Origin of the sequence: Pseudomonas cerasi (genome assembly GCF_027983475.1) — a bacterium.
In the GTDB taxonomy this organism is placed as follows: Bacteria; Pseudomonadota; Gammaproteobacteria; order Pseudomonadales; family Pseudomonadaceae; genus Aquipseudomonas; species Aquipseudomonas cerasi.
In genome coordinates, this window is sequence record NZ_JAQJVM010000002.1 from 556,775 (window position 1) to 582,073 (window position 25,299).

The window sequence follows — 25,299 nt, forward strand, 5'->3', positions numbered from 1 at the left end:
TGAACTTCAAGCCAGTTTAGGCACCAAGACGCTCGCGCGTGAACCAGAGCCATCCCGTACACGTTTTGCAACATCGAACACGCACTTTTGATCAGATTTTCGAAGGATCGGGCATAGCCCGGTCCTTTTTGGCTTCAAAACCTGGAAGCGGCGACAGCACCCCGCTTTCACCTTCGTTTTGGAGCCCTTTGGTCGCCTTTTGCGACTGACTGCTCTAAACGAAATGGTGGGCAGCAATGCCCGAACAAACTTAAAGAACGTGGAGTCACACATGCAAACAGACACAACTCGCGAGAACTCGCCGACCGGCGCGCCGCAGGCAAGCCAGACCCAGCAGGATCTGTCTGCCACTGCCCCCGGTCAACTGCGCGTGATCAAGCGTAACGGTACTGTCGTTCCCTACACGGACGACAAGATCACCGTTGCCATCACCAAGGCGTTTCTTGCAGTTGAAGGCGGCAATGCTGCTGCCTCGTCGCGCATCCATGACACCGTTGCACGCCTGACCGAACAGGTCAGCGCCACGTTCAAGCGTCGCATGCCTTCGGGCGGCACCATCCACATCGAAGAAATCCAGGATCAGGTCGAACTGGCACTGATGCGTGCCGGCGAGCAGAAAGTGGCTCGCGACTACGTCATCTACCGTGACTCGCGCGCCAAGGAGCGTGCCGTTCGCGCCCCCGAAGAGCAGGTCCAGGCTCACCCGTCGATCCGCATCACCCGCGCCGACGGCAGCTTTGCGCCGCTGGACATGGGCCGCCTGAACACCATCGTCACCGAAGCGTGCGAAGGCCTGGCTGAAGTCGACGCCGACCTGATCCAGACCGAAACCCTGAAAAACCTGTACGACGGCGTGGCCCTGAAAGACGTCAACACCGCGCTGGTGATGACCGCCCGTACCCTGGTCGAGCGCGAGCCGAACTACTCGTTCGTCACCGCCCGCCTGCTGATGGACACCCTGCGTGCCGAAGGCCTGGGTTTCCTCGGTGTCGCCGACAGCGCCACTCACCACGAAATGGCCGACCTGTACGCCAAGGCGCTGCCTGCCTACGTCGCCACCGGTATCAAGTTCGAACTGCTCAACCCTGTGCTGGCCGAATTCGACCTCGAAAAACTCGGCAAGGCGATCAACCACGAGCGTGATCAGCAGTTCACCTACCTGGGCCTGCAAACCCTGTACGACCGTTACTTCATCCACAAGGATGGCGTGCGTTTCGAACTGCCGCAGATCTTCTTCATGCGCGTGGCCATGGGCCTGGCAATCGAAGAGAAAGCCCGTGAAGATCGCGCCATCGAGTTCTACAACCTGCTGTCGTCGTTCGACTACATGTCGTCGACCCCGACGCTGTTCAACGCCGGCACCCTGCGTCCACAGCTGTCCAGCTGCTACCTGACCACCGTGCCGGATGACCTGTCGGGCATCTACCACGCGATCCACGACAACGCCATGCTGTCCAAATTCGCAGGCGGCCTGGGCAACGACTGGACACCGGTTCGTGCGCTGGGCTCTTACATCAAGGGCACCAACGGCAAATCGCAAGGCGTCGTGCCGTTCCTGAAAGTGGTCAACGACACCGCCGTTGCGGTCAACCAGGGCGGCAAGCGCAAGGGCGCTGTCTGTGCCTACCTGGAAACCTGGCACATGGACATCGAAGAGTTCATCGAGCTGCGCAAGAACACCGGTGATGACCGTCGTCGTACCCACGACATGAACACCGCCAACTGGATCCCTGACCTGTTCATGAAGCGCGTCTTCGACGACGGCCCGTGGACCCTGTTCTCGCCATCCGAAGTACCGGACCTGCACGACCTGACCGGCAAGGCCTTCCAGGAGCGTTACGAGTACTACGAAGCGCTGACCGAATACCCAGGCAAGATCAAACTGTTCAAGACCATCCAGGCCAAGGATCTGTGGCGCAAGATGCTCTCGATGCTGTTCGAAACCGGCCACCCTTGGCTGACCTTCAAGGACCCGTGCAACCTGCGCAGCCCGCAGCAGCACGTGGGCGTGGTTCACAGCTCGAACCTGTGCACCGAGATCACCCTGAACACCAACAAGGACGAGATCGCGGTCTGCAACCTGGGCTCGATCAACCTGCCGAACCACATCGTCAACGGCAAGCTGGACACCGACAAGCTCAAGCGCACCGTCGATGTAGCAGTACGCATGCTCGATAACGTGATCGACATCAACTACTACTCGGTACCGCAGGCCAAGAACTCCAACCTGCGCCACCGTCCGGTCGGCCTCGGTATCATGGGCTTCCAGGATGCGCTGTACCTGCAGCACATCCCGTACGGTTCCGATGCTGCCGTGCAGTTCGCCGACACGTCCATGGAAGCGGTCAGCTACTACGCCATCCAGGCGTCCTGCGACCTGGCCGACGAGCGCGGTGCCTACGAGACGTTCCAGGGTTCGCTGTGGTCCAAAGGCATCCTGCCGCTGGATTCGCAACAGATCCTGATCGAGCAGCGTGGCGAGAAGTACATCGATGTCGACCTGAAGGAAACCCTGGACTGGGCGCCGGTTCGTGCCCGTGTGCAGAAAGGTATCCGTAACTCGAACATCATGGCCATCGCACCGACCGCCACCATCGCCAACATCACTGGCGTGTCGCAGTCGATCGAACCGACCTATCAGAACCTCTACGTGAAATCGAACCTGTCCGGCGAATTCACCGTGATCAACCCGTACCTGGTACGCGACCTCAAGGCCCGCGACCTGTGGGACTCGGTCATGATCAACGACCTGAAGTACTACGACGGTTCGGTACAACAGATCGAGCGCATCCCGCAGGAGCTCAAGGAGCTTTACGCGACTGCTTTCGAAGTGGACACCAAGTGGATCGTCGACGCGGCAAGCCGTCGTCAGAAGTGGATCGACCAGGCTCAGTCGCTGAACCTGTACATCGCTGGCGCTTCGGGCAAGAAGCTGGACGTGACCTACCGCATGGCCTGGTACCGTGGTCTGAAAACCACTTACTACCTCCGTGCCCTGGCCGCGACCAGCACCGAGAAGTCCACCGTCAACACCGGCAAGCTCAACGCAGTATCGAGCGGCGGCCACGGCCCGGACGACTCGGCGATCACCGCCCCGCGCCCAACCGAAGCGGCACCGGCCGGCCCGGCCCCAGTGCCAAAGGCTTGCGCAATCGACGAGCCGGATTGTGAGGCTTGCCAGTAAGGCAACCCACCTCGCCCCCACAGCGCGTTTAGAACTGTGGGAGCGAGCTTGCTCGCGAAGAGGCCGGTAAGGGAAACCTACCCTTACCGCCCGCCTCCTCACCCAAAGGCCTCAAAAACCAAAAATTCATGTTCCTTGCGCGCAACACCTTAAAAGCAAGCAACACCCCCTCTGGATCCAACAGGCCAGTCCACCCGACTGACCCTCAAGCAGGAGAAGTACACCATGCTGAGCTGGGACGAATTCGATAAAGAAGACGGCGAAGTAGTCGCCAAAGCGACCAACGCCGGCCACGCCAACGAAGCCAACATGGACCGCCTCGACAGCGCCGGTGGCCTCGCAGCCCAGGAAGCTCGCGCCGTAACCGCCGCCGACTCCGCTGCCCTGATCCGCGCCAAGAAAGCGCTGGACGCACTGGACGTCGCTGAAGGCCTGGCCGAGCTCGAAGGCGCCAGCGCCCGCGTCGCGGTTGACGAAAAAATGATGATCAACTGCCGCGCCGACCTCAACCAGCTCGTACCTTTCAAGTACGACTGGGCCTGGCAGAAGTACCTGGACGGTTGCGCAAACCACTGGATGCCGCAAGAAGTCAACATGACCGCCGACATCGCCCTCTGGAAAAACCCGGAAGGCCTGACCGACGACGAGCGCCGCATCGTCATGCGCAACCTGGGCTTCTTCTCCACTGCCGACTCGCTGGTTGCCAACAACCTGGTACTGGCCGTGTACCGCCTGATCACCAACCCGGAGTGCCGCCAGTACATCCTGCGCCAGGCCTTCGAAGAGGCGATCCACACCCACGCCTACCAGTACTGCATCGAATCGCTGGCCATGGATGAAGGCGAGATCTTCAACATGTACCACGAGATCCCATCGGTCGCTAAAAAAGCAGCCTGGGGCCTGAAGTACACCCGTTCGATCTCCGATCCGAAGTTCGAAACCGGCACCGTCGAAACCGACAAAGAGTTGCTGCGCAACCTGATCGCTTACTACTGCGTACTGGAAGGCATCTTCTTCTATTGCGGCTTCACCCAGATCCTCTCCATGGGCCGCCGCAACAAGATGACCGGCGTCGCCGAGCAGTTCCAGTACATCCTGCGCGACGAGTCCATGCACCTGAACTTCGGCATCGACGTGATCAACCAGATCAAAATCGAAAACCCACACCTGTGGGATGCCGAGATGAAAGAAGAAGCCACGCAGATGATCCTGCAAGGCACCCAGCTGGAAATCGAATACGCCCGCGACACCATGCCCCGCGGCGTACTCGGTATGAACGCTGCGATGATGGAAGACTATCTGAAATTCATCGCTAACCGCCGCCTGAGCCAGATTGGCTTGAAGGAAGAGTATCCAGGAACGACCAACCCGTTCCCTTGGATGAGCGAGATCATGGACTTGAAGAAAGAGAAGAACTTCTTTGAGACGCGGGTTATTGAGTATCAGACAGGTGGAGCTTTGAGCTGGGATTGATTTGCATCCCGCGGAGTTGCAATAAAAGCTGAACCCATCTCATCAAAAATGAAACGGGTTCTGAGAAAAGGGCTGCCAACTGGCAGCCTTTTTTATTTTTGTTTCGGCAAAAATGTGAGGTTTGACTCGGTTAAATCCGGTCGAATGCGACTCCGGCCGGGCCTCGCCTGTTTTTGCCTTGCTTGACCTTCCTCTCGGCCATCATCCCAGACGGCAAAGACCAGGACGACGGATGATGGCAAAGGGAAGGTCAAACGAAACTACACGGTTTCCAAAGGCAATCTGGTTTGGCTGGCCCTCCCCTTATTGGTGACCGCCTCAAGGATCGCCCGCCCCAGCTCACGAATGTCGGGCTCTTTCACAATGGAGTGATGAGTTCCCATGATGGAGATGACTTGCAGTTGCTCCTTGGGCATCAGCGCCTCCCAACCAATGCTGATATCACTACGGTTTTCTCCCATTGCTGAGAATAAAGTGACACGCACCGGTAGCGCGGGCGGCATGTAACGGTAGAGCGCCAGACCGATACTGCGGATCAGTGCCAGGTATCTTTTTGCAAGATCACTCTCTATACCTTCAGGAAGCAGACCTTGAACTTGCGTATAAGCCAACAAGGCCTCGAAATCCCGAGCAGCAGCCAAGTGTCTGACAAGCCCCTGACGTACATCAGGCGGCAGAAGTCTCAATAAGGCTTCGATCTCGTCGAAATCCGGCCTTTCATCGAGATGAGCGTACCCGCCCTCCTGCGCATCAAACAAATGCCGATAGTCGCTGGTGGTGTCGATAAGCCCGAGGAATTCTACCGTAGCACCGGCCCCTATCAGTTGATGGGCAATTTCATAGGCGATCGTTCCCCCGGCAGACCAGCCAGCGACGCGATACGGCCCCTGTGGCTGTATATGGCGGATCCCCTCAATGTAGCGTGAGGCCATTGCCTCGATAGTGGTGAGGTGTTCCTCCCCACTTTGCAGTCCGCTCGCCGAAAATCCATACACCGGAATGTCAGAGGGAATTTGCTTTGCCAACTGTTGGGCATAGCCGATATCCCCTGACCCTTCATGAATGAGGAACAAAGGATGTTGAGCCCCCTCTTTGCGAATGGTGGTCAGATTCGGATGCAGAGCCTTGCTCAGACCGCTATGGCAAGACGCGGCAAGTTCACAGATTGTCGGGTGCATGAACAGATCGCCTAGTGCCACTTCGACCTGGAAGCGCTGACGCAGGCACGAAACCAGTTGCACTGCCAGCAGCGAATGCCCGCCCAGTTCAAAGAAGTGGTCATGGCGACCCACCCGCTCCAGCCCCAGCAACGCCTGCCAGATCTCCGCCAGCGCATGTTCGATTTCACCTACCGGCGCCTCGTAACCACGACTGGCATAAGCGTCGTCTTCCGGCGCCGGCAATGCCCGTCGATCCAGCTTGCCGTTCGGCGTTAGCGGGAAACGCGTCAGCGTTACAAAGGCGCTCGGGATCATGTACTGCGCCAGCCCTTGCGACAGTTGCTCACGCAACTGCGTCGCCGACAATACGACGCCTTCCTGCGCCGTCAAATACGCCACCAGGCGTTTGTCGCCGGGACGGTGCTCGCGCGCCAGCACTACCGCCTCCCTGACCCCAGGGCAACCCGCAAGCTGCGACTCGATCTCGCCCAGTTCGATACGGTAGCCCCGGAGCTTGACCTGATCGTCGTTACGCCCCAGGTACTCGATATTGCCGTCTGCCAGCCAGCGCCCCAGATCACCGCTCCTGTACATCCGCGCCGCCGGCTCGGTACTGAACGGATCTTCCAGGAAACGCTCCGCCGTCAATTCCGGACGATTCAGATAACCTCGGGCAACCCCGATACCGCCGATATGGATCTCGCCGCTGACCCCGATCGGTACCGGCTGGCCGTGCGCATCCAACAGGTAAATCTGTGTATTCGCTATCGGACGGCCGATCGGAACGATACCGATATCCTGCTCTGCCACGTAATGCCATGCCGTGACGTCAATGGCTGCTTCGGTGGGGCCGTACAGATTGTGCAACTCGCTTTTCGGGAAATGTGCCTGGCCTTGCAATAGCAAAGCATGCGGCAGCGCTTCACCACTGCAAAGTACTCGCTTGAGCGTCGAACACCGCCCTGCTGGCGTCTGATTGACGAAGGCCTGCAGCATGGAAGGAACAAAGTGCAGCATGCTGATGCTTCGGCGCTCGATCACCTCCATCAGGTAGTGAGGGTCTTGATGCCCGCCGGGGCGGGCCATGACCAGTTGTGCCCCGGCCAGCAGAGGCAGGAAGATCTCCCAGACCGATACATCGAAACCGAAGGGCGTCTTCTGCAAGACACGATCTTCGGCTCCAATCCGGTATTCGCTCTTTGCCCACCACAACCGGTTGACGACGCCGTCATGCTGGTTGGCCACGCCTTTGGGTTTACCAGTGGAACCCGAGGTATAAATCACATAGGCCAGGTGTTGCGGTGTGATGGCCGGCACTACGGGATTATGTTCAGCCTCAACCTCCCAGTCGCCAGCTTGCAGGTCGAGCGTCGGCACCGCCAACTCGCCCAGCAACGTCCGGGTCTCGGCCTGCACCAGCACCGCCACCGGCGCGCTGTCTTCCAGCATGTAGCGTAATCGCTCGGACGGATACCCAGGATCCAGCGGCACATACGCACTGCCCGCCTTCAAAATCCCCAGCAAGCCCACCACCATTTCCAGGCTGCGCTGCGCACAGATCGCGACCCGATCATCCGGCTGGATACCCAGGCCGATCAGGTAATGTGCCAGTCGATTCGCCCGCGCGTTGAGTTCGCTATAGGTCAGGCTTCCGGCTTCATCGACCACCGCCAGGGCATCGGGCTGTTGTGCCGCCTGTTCCTCGAACAGTTGATGGAGCAACTTGTCCGCCGGGTAGGCCGCTGCCGTATCGTTGAACGACTCCAACACCTGCCGACGTTGCTCGCACGACAGCAGCGGCAGTTCTGCGACCGCTTGCTGGTCATCCGCCACCATGGCTTCCAGAAGTACCTGCAGGTGCCCCGCCATCCGCTCGATCGTCGCACGCTCGAACAGATCACTCGCGTATTCCAGAGAGCCGACCAACCCGCCATCCGCCTCGACCAGCGCAAGCGACAGGTCGAACTGGGCCGTCGTGTGCGGTGCTTGCAGCGGCTCCAGGCTCAGCTCCGGCAGGCTGAATTCGCCGCCGCCCGGGGTGTTGTTCAGCGCCAGCATGACCTGGAAGATCGGGCTATGACCCAGGCTGCGCGGTGGTTGCAGCGCCTCCACCACCTGCTCGAACGGCAGGTCCTGATGCGCATGCGCCGCCAGCATGACCGTCTTGACCTGCTCCAGCAACGCGGCCACGCTCAGGCCCCCTTCCGGCCTGATCCGCAGCGCCAGTGTGTTGACGAAGAAGCCGATCAGCGACTCCAGTTCGCTGCGCGGACGATTTGCCACCGGCGTGCCGATCACCACATCGTCCTGCCCGCTGACGCGGCTCAGCAGACTCGACCAGCCCGCCAGCAAGGTCATGAACAGCGTCGCACCGTGACGCTGACCCAGCTGTCGCAACCCTGCCGTCAATGCCGGGCTCAGGGCCAGGCTCACCCGTCCGCCGGCGTAACTGCGCAACGGTGGGCGGCGGTGGTCGGTTGGCAGCTCCAGCAAGGCCGGTGCACCACTCAGGTGCTGCCGCCAGAACTCGACCTGCGTGTGCAGCGTCTCGCCCTGCAACCACTGCCGCTGCCACGCGGCGTAGTCGACATACTGGAAGTCCAGTGCCGGCAGAGGATCGGCCAGCCCTTGGCTGAAGGCGCGGTACAACATGCCGATTTCGTGAAGCAGAACGCCCGTCGACCAACCGTCCGAAACGATATGGTGCTGCGTCACCAGCAGGATGTGCTCCGTCTCCGACAGTTGCACAAGCCGCCCGCGAATCAGCGGCCCCCTCGACAAGTCGAATGGCGCCAGCGCCTCCTCGCGAGCGAGCTGCTCTACGGCCTCGTGTTGCGTCTCATGTTGCGCCGCGCAGTCCAGCGGGCGCAGGTCATGAGTGACCAGGGCGAACCCTTGAGTCGCCGGCGCGATCACCTGGATCGCCTGGCCCTCGTGCAAGGCAAAATGGGTGCGCAGGGTTTCGTGGCGCGCCACGATCCGGTCAAGCGTGGCCTGCAAGGCGTCTCTGTTCAATCGGCCGCGCAAGCGCAGTCCCGCCGGGATGTGATAGGCGGCTCCGGCCGCCCGATCCAGTTGATCGAGGAACCACAAGCGCTGCTGCGCCCACGACAGCGGCAATGGCAGATTGCGATCGACCAGCGTCAACGGCGTCTGCGCCGAGAGCCGGGCGTTCGCCACCTGACGTGCCAGACCTTGCAGCGTCGGCTCGGCAAACACATCCCGCAGTGCCACCTCGACTTCGAAGCGCTGACGCAGACGCGACACCAGTTGTACCGCCAGTAACGAATGCCCGCCCAGTTCGAAGAAGTGGTCGTGGCGACCGACACGCTCCAGCCCCAGCAATACCTGCCAGATATCTGCCAGCGCATGCTCGACGTCACCTGCCGGCGCCTCGTAATCACGACTGGCATAAGCGTCGTCCTCCGGCGCTGGCAATGCCCGTCGGTCCAGCTTGCCGCTCGGCGTTTGCGGGAAACGCGCCAGCGTTACGAAGGCACTCGGAATCATGTACTCCGCCAGCCCTTGCGACAGTTGCTCGCGCAACTGCGCCGCCGACAATACGGCACCTTCCTGCGCCGTCAGGTACGCCACCAGGCGTTTGTCGCCTGGACGGTGCTCGCGCACCAGCACCACCGCTTCCCTGACCCCAGGGCAAGCCGCCAGCTGCGACTCGATCTCGCCCAGCTCGATCCGGAAGCCCCGAAGCTTGACCTGATCGTCGTTACGCCCCAGGTACTCGATATTGCCGTCCGCCAACCAGCGCCCCAGATCGCCGCTCCTGTACATCCGCGCCGCCGGCTCGGCACTGAACGGGTCGTCCAGGAAACGCTCCGCCGTCAGTTCCGGCAGATTCAGATAGCCACGGGCAACCCCCGCGCCGCCGATATGGATCTCGCCAATGACCCCAATCGGTACCGGCTGGCCATGTGCATCCAACAGGTAAATCCGTGTATTCGCGATCGGACGACCTATCGGCAGTGAATGACCCGCTTGAACAGCGCTGTCGCACAGGTAAAAAGTAGAGTCACCCGCCGCTTCCGACGAACCGTAGAAATTCAGTATCGTGGCCGAAGGTAACCAAGCACGAGTGCGAGCAAGCAGGGAGGACGAAAACACCTCGCCACTGCAAACGATCAGCCGCTTTTCTGGCGAAATTTGTCGGTTCTCTATCCTCGACAGTTCTTCCAGCAGTGAAGGGACAAGAACCAGACGGGTCAACTGATGCTCTGTAACCGCCTGCCACAGCTGTAGCGGATCCCTGGAGGCCAGCGGCGACACGATATGCAGTTGCGCGCCAAACAGTAAGGGCATCAGCGTTTCAGTCACCGAATCGAGAAAACTGATCGACGTTTTTTGTGCATGCTTTTCGAGTCGCTGACCACCGAAAGTGTTATGCATCCAGTAAAGACGGTTAACCATGGCCTGATGTGGACCGCCCACGCCTTTGGGTTTACCGGAGGAACCCGAGGTATAGATCACATAGGCCAGGTGCTGCGGCGTGATGGCCGGCACTACAGGATTGTGTTCAGCTTCAACCTCCCAGTCGGCATCTTGCAGATCGAGCGTCGGCACCGCCAACTCGCCCAGCAACGCCCGGGTCTCGGCCTGCACCAGCACCGCCACCGGCGCGCTGTCTTCCAGCATGTAGCGCAATCGCTGCTCCGGATACGCAGGATCCAGCGGCACATACGCACCACCCGCCTTAAAAATCCCCAGCAAGCCCACCACCATTTCCAGGCTGCGTTGCGCACAGATCGCAACCCGATCATCCGGCTGGATACCCAGGCCGATCAGGTAATGTGCCAGTCGATTCGCCCGGGCGTTGAGTTCGCCATAGGTCAGGCTTCCGGCGTCATCGACCACCGCCAGGGCATCGGGTTGTTGCGCCGCCTGCTCCTCGAACAGTTGATGAATCAACTTGTCCGCCGGGTAGGCCGCTGCCGTATCGTTGAACGACTCCAACACCTGCCGACGTTGCTCGCACGACAGCAGCGGCAGTTCTGCGACCGCTTGCTGGTCATCCGCCACCATGCCTTCCAGAAGCACCTGCAAGTGCCCCGCCATCCGCTCGATCGTTGCACGCTCGAACAGATCGCTCGCGTATTCCAGAGAGCCGATCAACCCGCCATCCGCCTCGACCAGCGCAAGCGACAGGTCGAACTGGGCCGTCGTGTGCGGCGCTTGCAGCGGCTCCAGGCTCAGCTCCGGCAGGCTGAATTCGCCGCCGCCCGGGGTATTGTTCAGCGCCAGCATGACCTGGAAGATCGGGCTATGACCCAGGCTGCGCGGGGGCTGCAGCGCCTCCACCACCTGCTCGAACGGCAGGTCCTGATGCGCATGCACCGCCAGCATGACCGCCTTGACCTGCTCCAGCAACGCCGCCACGCTCAGGCGCCCTTCCGGCCGGATGCGCAGCGCCAGTGTGTTGACGAAGAAGCCAATCAGCGACTCCAGTTCGCTGCGCGGACGATTTGCCACCGGCGTGCCGATCACCACATCGTCCTGCCCGCTGAAGCGGCTCAACAGACTCGACCAGCCCGCCAGCAAGGTCATGAACAGCGTCGCACCGTGACGCTGACCCAACTGCCGCAACCCTGTCGTCAATGCCGGGCTCAGGGCCAGGCTCACCCGTCCGCCGGCATAACTGCGCAACGGTGGGCGGCGGTGGTCGGTTGGCAGCTCCAGCAAGGCCGGTGCGCCGCTCAGGTGCTGCCGCCAGAACTCGACCTGCGTTTGCAGGGTTTCGCCCTGCAACCACTGCCGCTGCCACGCCGCGTAGTCGACATACTGGAAGGCCAGTGCCGGCAGAGGGTCGGCCAGCCCCTGGCTGAAGGCCCGGTACAACATACCGATTTCGTGCAGCAGAACGCCCGTCGACCAACCGTCAGAAACGATATGGTGCTGGGTCACCAGCAGGATGTGCTCTGTCTCCGACAGTTGCACAAGTCGTCCGCGAATCAGCGGCCCCCTCGACAGGTCAAACGGCGCCAGCGCCTCCTCGCCAGCGAGCCGCTCTACGGCCTCGTGTTGCGTCTCGTCTTGCGTCTTGTGTTGTGCCGCGCTGTCCAGAGCGCGCAGGTCATGAGTGATCAGGGCGAACCCTTGGGTCGCCGGCGCGATCACCTGGATCGCCTGGCCCTCGTGCAAGGCAAAGTGGGTGCGCAGGGTTTCGTGGCGCGCCACGATCCGGTCAAGCGTGGCCTGCAAGGCGTCTCTGTCCAATCGGCCGCGCAACCGTAGTCCCGCCGGAATGTGATAAGCAGCCCCCGCCGCCCGGTCCAGTTGATCGAGGAACCACAAGCGTTGCTGCGCCCACGACAGCGGCAAAGGTAGATCGCGGTCGACCAGCGTCAACGGCGTCTGCGCCGAGAGCCGGGCGTTCGCCACCTGACGTGCCAGACCTTGCAGCGTCGGCTCGGCAAACACATCCCGCAGTGCCACCTCGACTTCGAAGCGCTGACGCAGACGCGACACCAGTTGTACCGCCAGTAACGAATGCCCGCCCAGTTCGAAGAAGTGGTCGTGGCGACCGACACGCTCCAGCCCCAGCAACGCCTGCCAGATCTGCGCCAGCGCATGCTCGATGTCACCTGCCGGCGCCTCGTAACCGCGACTGGCATAAGCGTCGTCCTCCGGCGCCGGCAATGCCCGTCGATCCAGCTTGCCGTTTGGCGTTAGCGGGAAACGCGCCAGCGTTACGAAGGCACTCGGAATCATGTACTCCGCCAGCCCTTGCGACAGTTGCTCACGCAACTGTGCCGCCGACAACACGGCGCCTTCCCGCGCCGTCAAATACGCCACCAGGCGTTTGTCTCCGGGACGCTGCTCGCGCACCAGCACCACCGCCTCCCTGACTCCAGGACAAGCCGCCAGCTGCGACTCGATCTCACCCAGCTCGATACGGAAGCCACGGAGCTTGACCTGATCGTCGTTGCGCCCCAGGTACTCGATATTGCCGTCCGCCAGCCAGCGTCCCAGATCGCCGCTCCTGTACATCCGCGCCGCAGGCTCGGCACTGAACGGGTCGTCCAGGAAACGCTCCGCCGTCAGTTCGGGCAGATTCAGATAGCCACGGGCAACCCCCGCGCCGCCGATATGGATCTCGCCGCTGACCCCGATGGGCACCGGCTGGCCGTGTGCATCCAATAGGTAAATGCGTGTGTTGCCGATAGGGCGGCCAATAGGAATCGAGCGCGAATTGTCGGACAGCGCATGGATCTCATAGGTACTGGCAAAGGTCGTTGTTTCCGTTGGTCCATAGCCATTGATCAGATGCCTCGGGCGATGGGCGCGGGACAAAACCTTCGCAACGCTCACTGGATCGAGCACATCCCCACCGACCAGGAGATATCGCAGCTTTGAGAAGGCAGCGGCGAGTACATCGACATATTCATTGAACAATCCAGCAGTCAACCATAAAGCGGTCACGCCACCTTCAATCAATATATGGTTCAAGCGCGCGGGATTGAGCAGCGTCGCCTGAGACACAACCAACAGTTTCGCCCCATTGAGCAGCGCACTCCAGATTTCCCAGGTCGAAGCGTCGAAGGCCGTATTGGCGCCATGCGCAACACAATCCTCTGTGGTGATCCTGGCATAAGGATTATTGATAACCAGACGCAGCACACTGCGGTGCTCAATCAGCACGCCCTTCGGCACTCCCGAGGAGCCGGATGTATACATCACATAAGCCGGCATTCTCGACGTCAGCCCCAGGGCATCAAGATCCGGATTGCCACACGGCAGCCCACCGGTCCCTGAGGACAGGTCCACGCTGTCCAACACGACCTGCGGCACATTTACCGCCGGCAGGCATTCCTGCAGCGCCGCTTGCACCAGCACTGCTACCGGCGCGCTGTCTTCCAGCATGTAGCGCAACCGCTCCGACGGATATCCATGATCCAGCGGCACATACGCACCGCCCGCCTTCAAAATCCCCAGCAAGCCCACCACCATTTCCAGGCTGCGCTGCGCACAGATCGCGACCCGATCATCCGGCTGGATACCCAGGCCGATCAGGTAATGTGCCAGTCGATTCGCCCGCGCGTTGAGTTCGCTATAGGTCAGGCTTCCGGCTTCATCGACCACCGCCAGGGCATCGGGCTGTTGTGCCGCCTGTTCCTCGAACAGTTGATGGAGCAACTTGTCCGCCGGGTAGGCCGCTGCCGTATCGTTGAACGACTCCAACACCTGCCGACGTTGCTCGCACGACAGCAGCGGCAGTTCTGCGACCGCTTGCTGGTCATCCGCCACCATGGCTTCCAGAAGTACCTGCAGGTGCCCCGCCATCCGCTCGATCGTCGCACGCTCGAACAGATCACTCGCGTATTCCAGAGAGCCGACCAACCCGCCATCCGCCTCGACCAGCGCAAGCGACAGGTCGAACTGGGCCGTCGTGTGCGGCGCTTGCAGCGGCTCCAGACTCAGCTCCGGCAGACTGAGTTCGCCGCCGCCCGGGGTGTTGTTCAGCGCCAGCATGACCTGGAAGATTGGGCTATGGCCCAGGCTGCGCGGTGGTTGCAACGCCTCCACCACCTGCTCGAACGGCAGGTCCTGATGCGCATGCGCCGCCAGCATGACCGCCTTGACCTGCTCCAGCAACGCCGCCACGCTCAGGCGCCCTTGCGGCCTGATCCGCAGCGCCAGTGTGTTGACGAAGAAGCCGATCAGCGACTCCAGTTCGCTGCGCGGACGATTCGCCACCGGCGTGCCGATCACCACATCGTCCTGCCCGCTGAAGCGGCTCAACAGACTCGACCAGCCCGCCAGCAAGGTCATAAACAGCGTCGCACCGTGACGCTGACCCAACTGCCGCAACCCTGCCGTCAATGCCGGGCTCAGGGCCAGGCTCACCCGTCCGCCGGCATAACTGCGCAACGGTGGGCGGCGGTGGTCGGTTGGCAGCTCCAGCAAGGCCGGTGCACCACTCAGGTGCTGCCGCCAGAACTCGACCTGCGTGTGCAGCGTTTCGCCCTGCAACCACTGCCGCTGCCACGCGGCGTAGTCGACATACTGGAAGGCCAGTGCCGGCAGAGGGTCGGCCAGCCCCTGGCTGAAGGCGCGGTACAACGTACCGATTTCGTGCAGCAGAACGCCCGTCGACCAACCGTCAGAAACGATATGGTGCTGGGTCACCAGCAGGATGTGCTCCGTCTCCGACAGTTGCACAAGCCGCCCGCGAATCAGCGGACCGCTCGACAAGTCGAACGGCGCCAGCGCCTCCTCGCGAGCGAGCCGCTCTACGGCCTCGTGTTGCGCCGCGCTGTCCAGCGGGCGAAGGTCATGACTGGCCAGGGCGAACCCTTGGGTCGCCGGCGCGATCACCTGGATCGCCTGGCCCTCGTGCAAGGCAAAATGGGTGCGCAGGGTTTCGTGGCGCGCCACGATCCGGTCAAGCGTGGCCTGCAAGGCGTCTCTGTCCAATCGGCCGCGCAAGCGCAGTCCTGCAGGGATGTGATAAGCAGCACCCGCCGCGCGGTCCAGTTGATCGAGGAACCACAAGCGTTGCTGCGCCCACGACAGCGGCAAAGGTAGATCGCGGTCGACCAGCGTCAACGGCGTCTGCGCCGAGAGCCGGGCGTTCGCCACCTGACGTGCCAGACCTTGCAGCGTCGGCTCGGCAAACACATCCCGCAGTGCCACCTCGACTTCGAAGCGCTGACGCAGACGCGACACCAGTTGTACCGCCAGTAACGAATGCCCGCCCAGTTCGAAGAAGTGGTCGTGGCGACCGACACGCTCCAGCCCCAGCAACGCCTGCCAGATCTGCGCCAGCGCATGCTCGATGTCACCTGCCGGCGCCTCGTAACCGCGACTGGCATAAGCGTCGTCCTCCGGCGCCGGCAATGCCCGTCGATCCAGCTTGCCGTTTGGCGTTAGCGGGAAACGCGCCAGCGTTACGAAGGCACTCGGAATCATGTACTCCGCCAGCCCTTGCGACAGTTGCTCGCGCAACTGCGCCGCCGACAATACGGCACCTTCCTGCGCCGTCAGGTACGCCACCAGGCGTTTGTCGCCTGGACGGTGCTCGCGCACCAGCACCACCGCTTCCCTGACCCCAGGGCAAGCCGCCAGCTGCGACTCGATCTCGCCCAGCTCGATCCGGAAGCCCCGAAGCTTGACCTGATCGTCGTTACGCCCCAGGTACTCGATATTGCCGTCCGCCAACCAGCGCCCCAGATCGCCGCTCCTGTACATCCGCGCCGCCGGCTCGGCACTGAACGGGTCGTCCAGGAAACGCTCCGCCGTCAGTTCCGGCAGATTCAGATAGCCACGGGCAACCCCCGCACCGCCGATATGGATCTCGCCGCTGACCCCGATGGGCACCGGCTGGCCGTGTGTATCCAGCAGGTAAATCCGTGTGTTCGCGATCGGACGGCCAATTGGAAATACCGAAGACCGATAACAGTCGATATCGTCAACCAGTCTATGCCAGGCCACCACGTCGCTACACTCCGTGGGCCCGTAACTGTTAATGAATTCGGGCCTCGGCTCGGGAAGCATTTCCAGCCTGGCGACTTGAATAGGCTCTCCACCCAGTACCACCCGGCGAATGCTGTCAAGTTGCCTTGAATCGTTTGCGTCGATGAGCGTGTTGAACGCACTGGGTGAAAGATTGATATGGGTAATACGCTCGCGTTGAATCTGCTCCAGCAGCACCTCGGGAATGAAAGCCTCTCTGGCCAGGTGCAGTGTTCCACCGACCAATAACGGACCGAGAATATTTTTTTGCGTCAGATCGAAGCTATAGGAGGAAACAAGCAGTACGGCATCATCGGGCGCCAGTTTCAGCTCGGCCAGATACCAGTGCATCAGGTTTAGAAAGCCCCTTTGCTCGATCAACACGCCCTTGGGTTGGCCGCTCGAGCCTGAGGTGTAGATCACATAGGCCAGATGATCCGGCTTGACGGCTCGCGCCACTGGATCATGGTGAGCCTCAGCTTCCCAGCACCCGCCTTCCAGGTCCAGCAGTGGCACCGTCAACTCGCCCGGCAACGCCCGGGTCGCGCTCTGCACCAGCACCGCCGCCGGCGCGCTGTCTTCCAGCATGTAGCGCAACCGCTGCTCCGGATACGCCGGGTCCAGCGGCACGTAGGCAGCACCCGCCTTCAGGATGCCCAGCAAGCCCACTACCATTTCCGGGCTACGCTCGACGCAGATCGCCACCCGGTCATCCGGCCCGATGCCCAGGCCGATCAGATGATGCGCCAACTGGTTGGCGCGCGCATTCAGTTGCGCATAAGTGAATGTGTGCGCCTCAAATACCAGCGCAATCGCTTCTGGCGTTTTTTCTACTTGCGCTTCGAATAACTGATGGACGCAGGTGCCTTGCGGATAATCCACGGCCGTCGCATTCCACTCCTGCAGCAACTGACGCTCGGATCGCGGCAGCATCTCCAGACTGCGCAGCAACGACTCAGGTGAGTGTTCCAGCGCGTCGACCAGACTCTCCAGCGCCGTCTCCATGTAAGCACATACCCGCTGCGGATCGATCCCCGCCGTGGCTTGAACGGTCAGTGCAAAGCCCTCGCCCAGATCGTCCACAGCCAGTGTCAGTGGATAGTTGGTTCGCTCATTCCAGCCCAGGACCTCGATTCCGCCCCAGGCGCGGTCTCCCTGGTCCGAGACTTGCGGTTCGGCGCTGTGGCGGTAATTCAGCAGCGCGCTGAACAGCGGCAACGGCGGAGCAATGGCGCTGCAGCGTTGCGCCAGCGCCAACGACGCATGTTCGTGACCGAGCAGCGCGGTCAGGCGGGCATGCGTGGCCTTCACCCCCTCACGCACGCCTTGCTCACCGACGTTCAAGCACAACGGCAAGGTGTTGATGAACATCCCCAACGAGCGGTCGGCACCGTCGCCACCCTGCATGCGTCCCAGCAACACCGTACCGAACACCACGTCTTCCTGGCCCGATGTGCGCCCCAGCACCTGCGCCCAGGCCAGATGATGCAGGCTGGCAGCACTTACGCCCAGACTCCTGGCTTGCCGGCGGATCCTGCCCGCCAGCTCTGCGGCCACTGCCTGCCTGGCTTGCTTGATGTCCCGACCGTCACCCTGCACATCGTGCAAACCGAATGGCAGCGTCGGCTCCGTCACCTGACCGAGCATTTCCTGGAAGAACGCTTCATGCGCCGCTTGGCTTACGCCCAGTCGCGCCTGCGCCACATGGTTGCGATAGGGTACCGAATCCGGCAGTCCGGCTGCCTGCCCCAGCAGATCCGCCTGTACCTCATGTTGCACCACTTCCAGCGCCGTATGGTCCAGCACCATATGGTGAAACAGCAAAATCGCCACCCAGCGACTATTCGCTTCGTCGTAGGCGTAAGCCATCTTCATCAAGGGCGCTTTCGTCAAATCCAGCCGGTAATGCCTGGGGTCGAAGCGCTCTTGGAGTTGCTGTTCGATGTCTCCGTCGGCCGACTTCAGCTCCAACGCTTCAACGGCCAATGGCGCTTCGCGCCAGACTGTCTGAACCGGCTCGTCCAGCCCCTCCCACAGCACCGCCGTTCTCAAGATGTCATGCCTGGCAATCACACCCTGAAGTGCCCGGACAAACGCCTTCAGGTGGTCTTCGCTTGGCAGCGCAAAACGCGTATTTAGCAAATAGGGGTCACCCTCGACCGACGCAAGGTGGTGGAACAACACCCCTTCCTGCAGTGGCGCCAGTGCATAGATATCCTGGACGTTCGCCGTCCCGCCTGGCACAGCACGCACAATCCGCTCGATGGCATCCTCGCTCAGGTCCGCGAGCGGCAACATCGACGGTGTAATTCGTGTGCACCCGACCACGATTCCGTTGGCGGGCACCTCTACCTCATGACCGTTACCCAATACCTCGGCAAACGCCGAAAGGGTTGGCTGGGCAAACAGCAGCCGCACATCCGCCGACAGTCCCGCTTGACGCATCCGGCCCATCAGACTGACGGCCAGTAGCGAATGCCCACCCAGTTCGAAGAAGTGATCGTGGCGACCCACCCGTTCGACACCAAGCAGCTCCTGCCAGATGTCGGCAAGCGCCGTCTCCACCGTCCCGCACGGCGCTTCGTAGCCGCGGCTCACATAAGCGTCAGCCTCCGGCACAGGCAACGCCCGGCGATTCAGCTTGCCGTTAGGTGTCAGCGGCCACCCCGGCAGTTTCACATACGCGGCCGGCACCATGTACTCCGGAAGACTCGCCTGCAAGGCCGACCGTAGCGTCTGCACCGCAACGATCTCTTTCGCTTCCCGCGTCGTGTAATACGCGATCAGACGTTTGTCACCCGGCGTGTCTTCCCGGGCAATCACCACCGCCTCTCCGACACCAGGGCACCCAGCCAACTGCGCCTCAATCTCGCCCAGCTCGATACGGAAGCCACGGAGCTTGACCTGATCGTCGTTGCGTCCCAGGTACTCGATATTGCCGTCCGCCAGCCAACGACCCAAATCGCCGCTCCTGTACATCCGCGCCGTCGGGTCGTTGCTGAAACGGTCTTTCACGAACCGCTCTGCGGTCAGCGAATCACGATTCAAATAGCCGCGTGCGAGCTGTACACCCGCGATATAAATCTCGCCGCAGACGCCAACCGGGACCGGTTGCATGTGCGGGTCCAGCAGATACATCCGGGTATTGGCGACCGGCCGGCCGATCGGCACGATCCCCGCATGCAGGTCGGGCACACAGTGCCAGTAGGTGACGTCGACAGCGGCTTCAGTGGGGCCATACAGGTTGTGCAATTGCACATGTGCAAAGCGTTGCTCGAAGTGCTTTTGCAAACTATAGGGCAACGCCTCGCCGCTACAGAACACCTGCCGCAATGTGCTACAGGCCAGCGGGCCAGACTGATTGAGGAAGCTCTGCAACATGGACGGTACGAAATGCAATATCGTGACACCCGAGTCTGCGATCAACTCGGCCAGATACTCGGGGTCCTGATGGCCTCCCGGACGCGCGATCACCAATTGCGCACCCGCGAGCAAGGGTAGAAAAAATTCCCAGACCGACACGTCAAAACCGAACGGTGTCTTTTGCAAGACGCGGTCTTCGCGACTCAGCCGATATTGGTCCTGTGCCCACAACAGGCGGTTCACAATGGCGCGATGCTCGATCATCACGCCCTTGGGCTGACCGGTCGAACCCGAGGTATAGATCACATAAGCCAGGTGCTGTGGCGTGACCGTCGGCAACACGCGGTCATGCTCGGTTTCAGCCGCCCAGTTCACGCCTTGCAGATCCAGCACCGGCATCGCCAACGCACCCAGCAAGTCCCGGGTCGTACGCTGCACCAGCACCGCCACCGGCGCGCTGTCCTCCAGCATGTAGCGCAACCGCTCCGGCGGATACCCAGGGTCCAGCGGCACGTAGGCACCACCCGCCTTCAGGATCCCCAGCAAGCCCACCACCATCTCCACACTGCGTTCCACACAGATCGCCACGCGGTCGTCCGGAGCAATGCCCAGTGACAGCAAAATATCAGCCACCTGATTGCTGCGTTCGTTGAGGTCCGCGTACGTCACACGCTCGTCGCCGCACACCAGTGCAAGCGCTTGAGGCTGCTGCTGCGCTTGCTGTTCGAAAAGTTGATGGACCAATAGATCCTGTGGCCAGGCCTGATGTGTCGCGTTGAACTCGACAAGCACTTGCCGACGTTCGGTTTCGCCCAAAAGCTCGATCGCGCCCACAACCTGGCGCTCGTTCTCGACCATCGCACGCAGCACCCGTTCCAGATACGCCACGTAGCGTTGGGCCGTCTCGCGGTCGAACAGCGCCGTCGCATATTCCAGCGAACCGACGATCCGTCCCTCCACCTCCGCCAAGTCGAGGGACACATCGTACTTGGTGGTGCGTGCTACCGAATCCAGCAGCGTTAGCTCCAGCCCCTCCAACGCCAGTTCTGCGGGCGGCGTGTTCTGCCACGACAGCATCGCCTGGAACAGCGGGCTATGGGACAAGCTGCGCACCGGCTTGAGCAACTCCACCACCTGCTCGAAAGGCAGATCCTGGTGTTCATAGGCCGCCAGCGTGCAGGCCTTGACGCGACTCAGCAATGCCTCGACCGCCGGATCGTCCGACACATTCACCCGCAACGCCAGGGTGTTGACAAAAAACCCGATCAGGCCCTCGACCTCAGCGCTCATCCGGTTCGCCACCGGCGAACCGATCACCACCTCATCCTGCCCGGACAAACGACTCAATACCGTCGCCCAGCCCGCCAGCAATGTCATGAACAGGGTCGTGCCGTGCCGCCGACTCAGCGCCTTGAGCTCATGGCTCAGCGTCGCATCCAGCACCACGGGCACCGCATCGCCCGTATAGTCCTGTTGCGCCGGACGTACACGATCAGAGGGCAACATCAGCAATGCCGGCGCATCGAGCAGAGCGGTCTGCCAGTAGGTGCTTTGCTTGTGCAATACCTCGCCGCTCAACCAGCCTCGTTGCCACACCGCATAGTCAGCGTACTGGATCGACAACTGCGGCAACGGGTCTGCATCAGCTTGGCAACCGCTCGCGTAGAGTGCTCCCAACTCGCGCGTCAACACGCCCATCGACCAGCCATCCGATACGATGTGGTGCATCGTCAACAGCAACACATGCTCGTCATCGCTCAGCCGAACCAGACTCCCTCGAATCAGCGGTCCCTGCTGAAGATCGAAGCGCCCAATGGCTTCTTCGTCCATCAGTCGTGCCAACTCACTCGAGCTATCGGCATGCGTCGTGAGATCGTACTTGCGCAACGGGCAGCCTGTTTCCTCGGGATGGATGCAGAGCACTACGGCCTGATCCCCGGTCTGGACAAACGTTGTGCGCAGTACTTCGTGACGCGCCACAATCCGGTTCAACGCACGCTGCAAGGCCGCCTCATCCAGCGCGCCGACGATGCGCAGCCCCGCCGGTATGTGGTAAGCAGCGCTGGCACCTTCCATCTGCGCCAGAAACCACAACCGTTGCTGAGCAAACGACAGCGGCAGTTGCGCCTCTCGTGACGTTGGCACAATCTGCGGCAGTGTATTGTTTTGTGCCTGCGCCACCACGCAGGCAAGCGCCTCGAGCTGCGGATTCGCGAATAACGCGGCCAGTTCCAATTCCACGTTCAAACGCTGCCGGACCAGGGAGATAAGCCTCATCGCCAGCAGCGAATGCCCACCCAGCTCGAAGAAGTGATCGTTGCGCCCCGCCCGATCGACACCGAGCAGCTCCTGCCAGATCTCCGCCAGCGCACGCTCGACTTCGCCTGCCGGCGCCTCGTAGTCACGACTGGCATAAGCGTCGTCCTCCGGCGCCGGCAATGCCCGTCGATCCAGCTTGCCGTTCGGCGTCAGCGGCCATTCGGACACTTTCACATACGCCGCCGGCACCATGTATTCCGGCAGCCTCGCCTGCAAGGCAGCACGCAACGTCTGCGCTGTCATGGCCTGTGCAGCTTCCTGCATCGTGTAGTACGCCGTCAGACGCTTTTCACCCGGCGTATCCTCCTGGGCAATCACCACCGCGTCTCTGATGTCCGCGATCTGCCTCAGTTGCGCCTCAATCTCGCCCAGCTCGATACGAACTCCGCGGAGCTTGACCTGATCGTCATTGCGCCCCAGGTACTCGATATTGCCGTCCGCCAACCAGCGCCCCAGATCGCCGGTCCTGTACATCCGCGCCGCCGTTTCGGCACTGAACGGGTCATCCAGAAAACGCTCCGCCGTCAGTTCCGGCCTGTTCAGATAACCCCGGGCAACCCCCGCGCCGCCGATATAAATCTCGCCGCTGACCCCGATAGGCACAGGCTGGCCGTGCGCATCCAACAGGTAAACCTGCGTATTGGCTATCGGACGGCCTATGTGCAATACCGACTGCGTTGCATCGATCAGACCGGATGTGGCCACAACCGTGGTCTCGGTCGGACCATAGTTGTTGATCAGCGCAACCCGACTATCCGGATTGGGAAACTGACGCAACCGGTCTCCACCGATCAGCAACGTTTGCAGCGACGCCGGCTCGATCCCTTGGGCGAATGCAATCTCGGCAATCGGCGTAGGCAAGAAGCTCACATCCAGATCTTGCCGACGCCACCATCCCAGCAGCGCATCCACATCATTGCCAAGCGCTTGTCCAGGCAACAGCGACAGGCTGGCTCCCACGCACAGCGCTGGCCATAGTTCCCAGACGCAAGCATCGAAACCGACACCGGCCACGCTCGAAACCCGCTTGCGATGGGTCAGACCGAACGCCTCGCAATGCCAGGCCACCAGGTTCACGAGATTGCGATGCTCGATCATCACGCCCTTGGGCTGGCCGGTCGAACCCGAGGTATAGATCACATAAGCCAGGTGCTGTGGCGCGACCGTCGGCAACACGCGATCATGCCAGGCTTCAGCCGCCCGGTTCACGCTTTGCAGATCCAGCACCGGCATCGCCAGCGCACCCAGCAACTCCCGGGTCGTACGCTGCACCAGCACCGCCACTGGCGCGCTGTCCTCCAGCATGTAGCGCAACCGCTCCGGCGGATACCCAGGGTCCAGCGGCACGTAGGCAGCGCCCGCCTTCAGGATCCCCAGCAAGCCCACCACCATCTCAACACTGCGTTCCACACAGATCGCCACGCGGTCGTCCAGAGCAATGCCCAGTGACAGCAAGGCATGAGCCACCTGATTACTGCGTTCGTTGAGTTCAGCGTAGGTCACGCGCTCGTCGCCGCAGACCAGTGCAAGCGCTTGGGGCTGCTGCTGCGCTTGCTGTTCGAAAAGCTGATGGACCAATAGATCCTGTTGCAAGGCCTGATGTGTTGCGTTGAACTCGACCAGCACTTGCCGGCGTTCCGCTTCCCCCATAAGCGCAAGCTGGCCAATCGGCGTCGATTCATGAGCGGCAACCGACTCCAGGAGCAGCGTAATGCGGTCCCGAATCCGCTCAACTTCGTCCGGGCGAAAGCAGGCCAGATTGAAGTTGAAGTCAACGACTACGTCTTCATCCGAATAGTAATCACAGATAGCGATTGAGAGCGGCGTCTGATCGAAGCCGCTGTACATCCTGATCGCCTTCGAAGGGGCGCCGCCAAAGAAAAAGTCTGCGTCAAATTTTTCGAATGAAAGCGTGATGTCGAAGATCTGCTTGCGCCTGGAATGGCCAATATTCAGGGCGCGATTCAGTTCCGCAATCGGGAAGTGCTCGTGGCGGTAGCAGCGTCGCAATTCGGCGGCCACATCGCCCATCAATTCGAGCAGGGAGCGATTAGGGTCAACCCGTACGCCGATCGGGATGACGGAAGAAAACATCCCGATCGTCTGTTTCTGGCGGGCCGTCGTGCGGTTATGCAGGGGCATGCCAATGATGACTTCTTCTGCACCACCGACGCGTGAAAAATAGGCACTGACGACTGCAAAGAATACCGTGACAGGAGAAAGGCCATGCTCGGTGGCAACCGCGGCCACAGCATTGAACAGGTCACGCTTGATCGTCGAGCGAATATGACCGCTCTTGCACATCGAACCCACGGCATGGTCGCCGGACCACTGCAGCAGGGATGGCGGTATTTGTGCGTAGCGTTCGCGCCAAAACGACCGGTCACGCTCCAGGCGCGGCGAATTCAGATAGGCCTGGTCTTTGACCAGGAAGTCTCTGTAGGAAGGGCCTTCCTCGAGCTCGTCGATGCCCACCAGTAAATTGTTGTAGGCCTTCGCGACTGCATGGCAAAACAGCGTCGCCCCTGAGCCGTCCATGACCAAATGATGGTAGCGACCCAGCCAGTAGTGACGGGATGCACTGCACCGTACGAGCTGCGCCTCCCAAAGAATGCCTTCCAATGGATTGAAAGGTCGGGAAAATGCGTGTTGAAGGTATTCCTGCGCTCGCTCGACGCTGTCAACGTAGTCTGAAAAGTCGACGAGTTCGAGTGTGATATCGACAGATGGCAACACTCTCTGCCGGGCTATATCACCCTCTTGGAACAAGGCAAGTCGTAGCGCATCATTATGCCTGACAACGAGATTGATAGCCTTCTCGAACATTGGAATATCGAGATCACCCTTGATCTCCAGCTTCATGCCAATGTTGTACAGCGGTATGTCCGGGTTCGCTATCTGACCGAGCCAGATACCCTGCTGTACAGAAGATAGTTCATACGAGACATTGGAGTTGTTCGATACGTGTTGATGCGACGACGTCATGCGTAAACATCCCTGATTTTAATATCCTTTCGGGAGCCGAGTGACGATGTCCGCGGCCCTGCCGAATTCCTGGCGTGCTGGCCAAGTTCCATACAGAACTCGGCAGTTACAGCACAAGTTTGTCGCAGATAAACCGGATGTCAGAACCTGGCTTGCCCTGTCTGCATGACTGCGATAGGGACCTGGGAGAATGTCATTGATGTGCCGACAGTACCGGCTAGTAGCACCTTGATACTTCCGGACTGCGGGTTTCTCTATTTCCCCCTAAGTCGTGAACGGTTCGAACCGACGAAAAAAGACCCTGCCCCCAGATAAGCTGCTAGACCTGCAATAATAGCGTTGACACTTACA

General features: G+C 61.1%; 3 protein-coding genes. 2 read left to right on the forward strand and 1 reads right to left on the reverse strand.

The window, feature by feature from the left end; all coding sequences use genetic code 11:
• Positions 1 to 271 precede the first annotated feature (271 nt).
• A complete protein-coding gene (locus tag PI739_RS11710) occupies positions 272 to 3,184 on the forward strand; it encodes a ribonucleoside-diphosphate reductase subunit alpha (protein ID WP_003363268.1) in 2,913 nt (970 codons plus the stop codon).
• A gap of 225 nt (positions 3,185 to 3,409) precedes the next feature.
• Entirely contained in the window at positions 3,410 to 4,657 is a 1,248-nt protein-coding gene (locus PI739_RS11715; protein ID WP_002554639.1) for a ribonucleotide-diphosphate reductase subunit beta, read from the forward strand.
• 260 nt (positions 4,658 to 4,917) lie between these two features.
• Here PI739_RS11715 and PI739_RS11720 read toward each other — a convergent pair whose 3' ends face one another.
• Positions 4,918 to 24,948 (reverse strand): non-ribosomal peptide synthetase, encoded by a 20,031-nt coding sequence (locus tag PI739_RS11720; RefSeq protein ID WP_271351838.1) that lies wholly within the window; start codon positions 24,946 to 24,948, stop codon positions 4,918 to 4,920.
• Positions 24,949 to 25,299: the final 351 nt, after the last annotated feature.

Bases quoted from the DNA above. Each gene is read 5' to 3' on its own strand.
- PI739_RS11710 (WP_003363268.1), top strand. From the start codon at position 272: ATGCAAACAGACACAACTCGCGAGAACTCGCCGACCGGCGCGCCGCAG.
- PI739_RS11715 (WP_002554639.1), top strand. From the start codon at position 3,410: ATGCTGAGCTGGGACGAATTCGATAAAGAAGACGGCGAAGTAGTCGCC.
- PI739_RS11720 (WP_271351838.1), bottom strand. From the start codon at position 24,948: ATGACGTCGTCGCATCAACACGTATCGAACAACTCCAATGTCTCGTAT.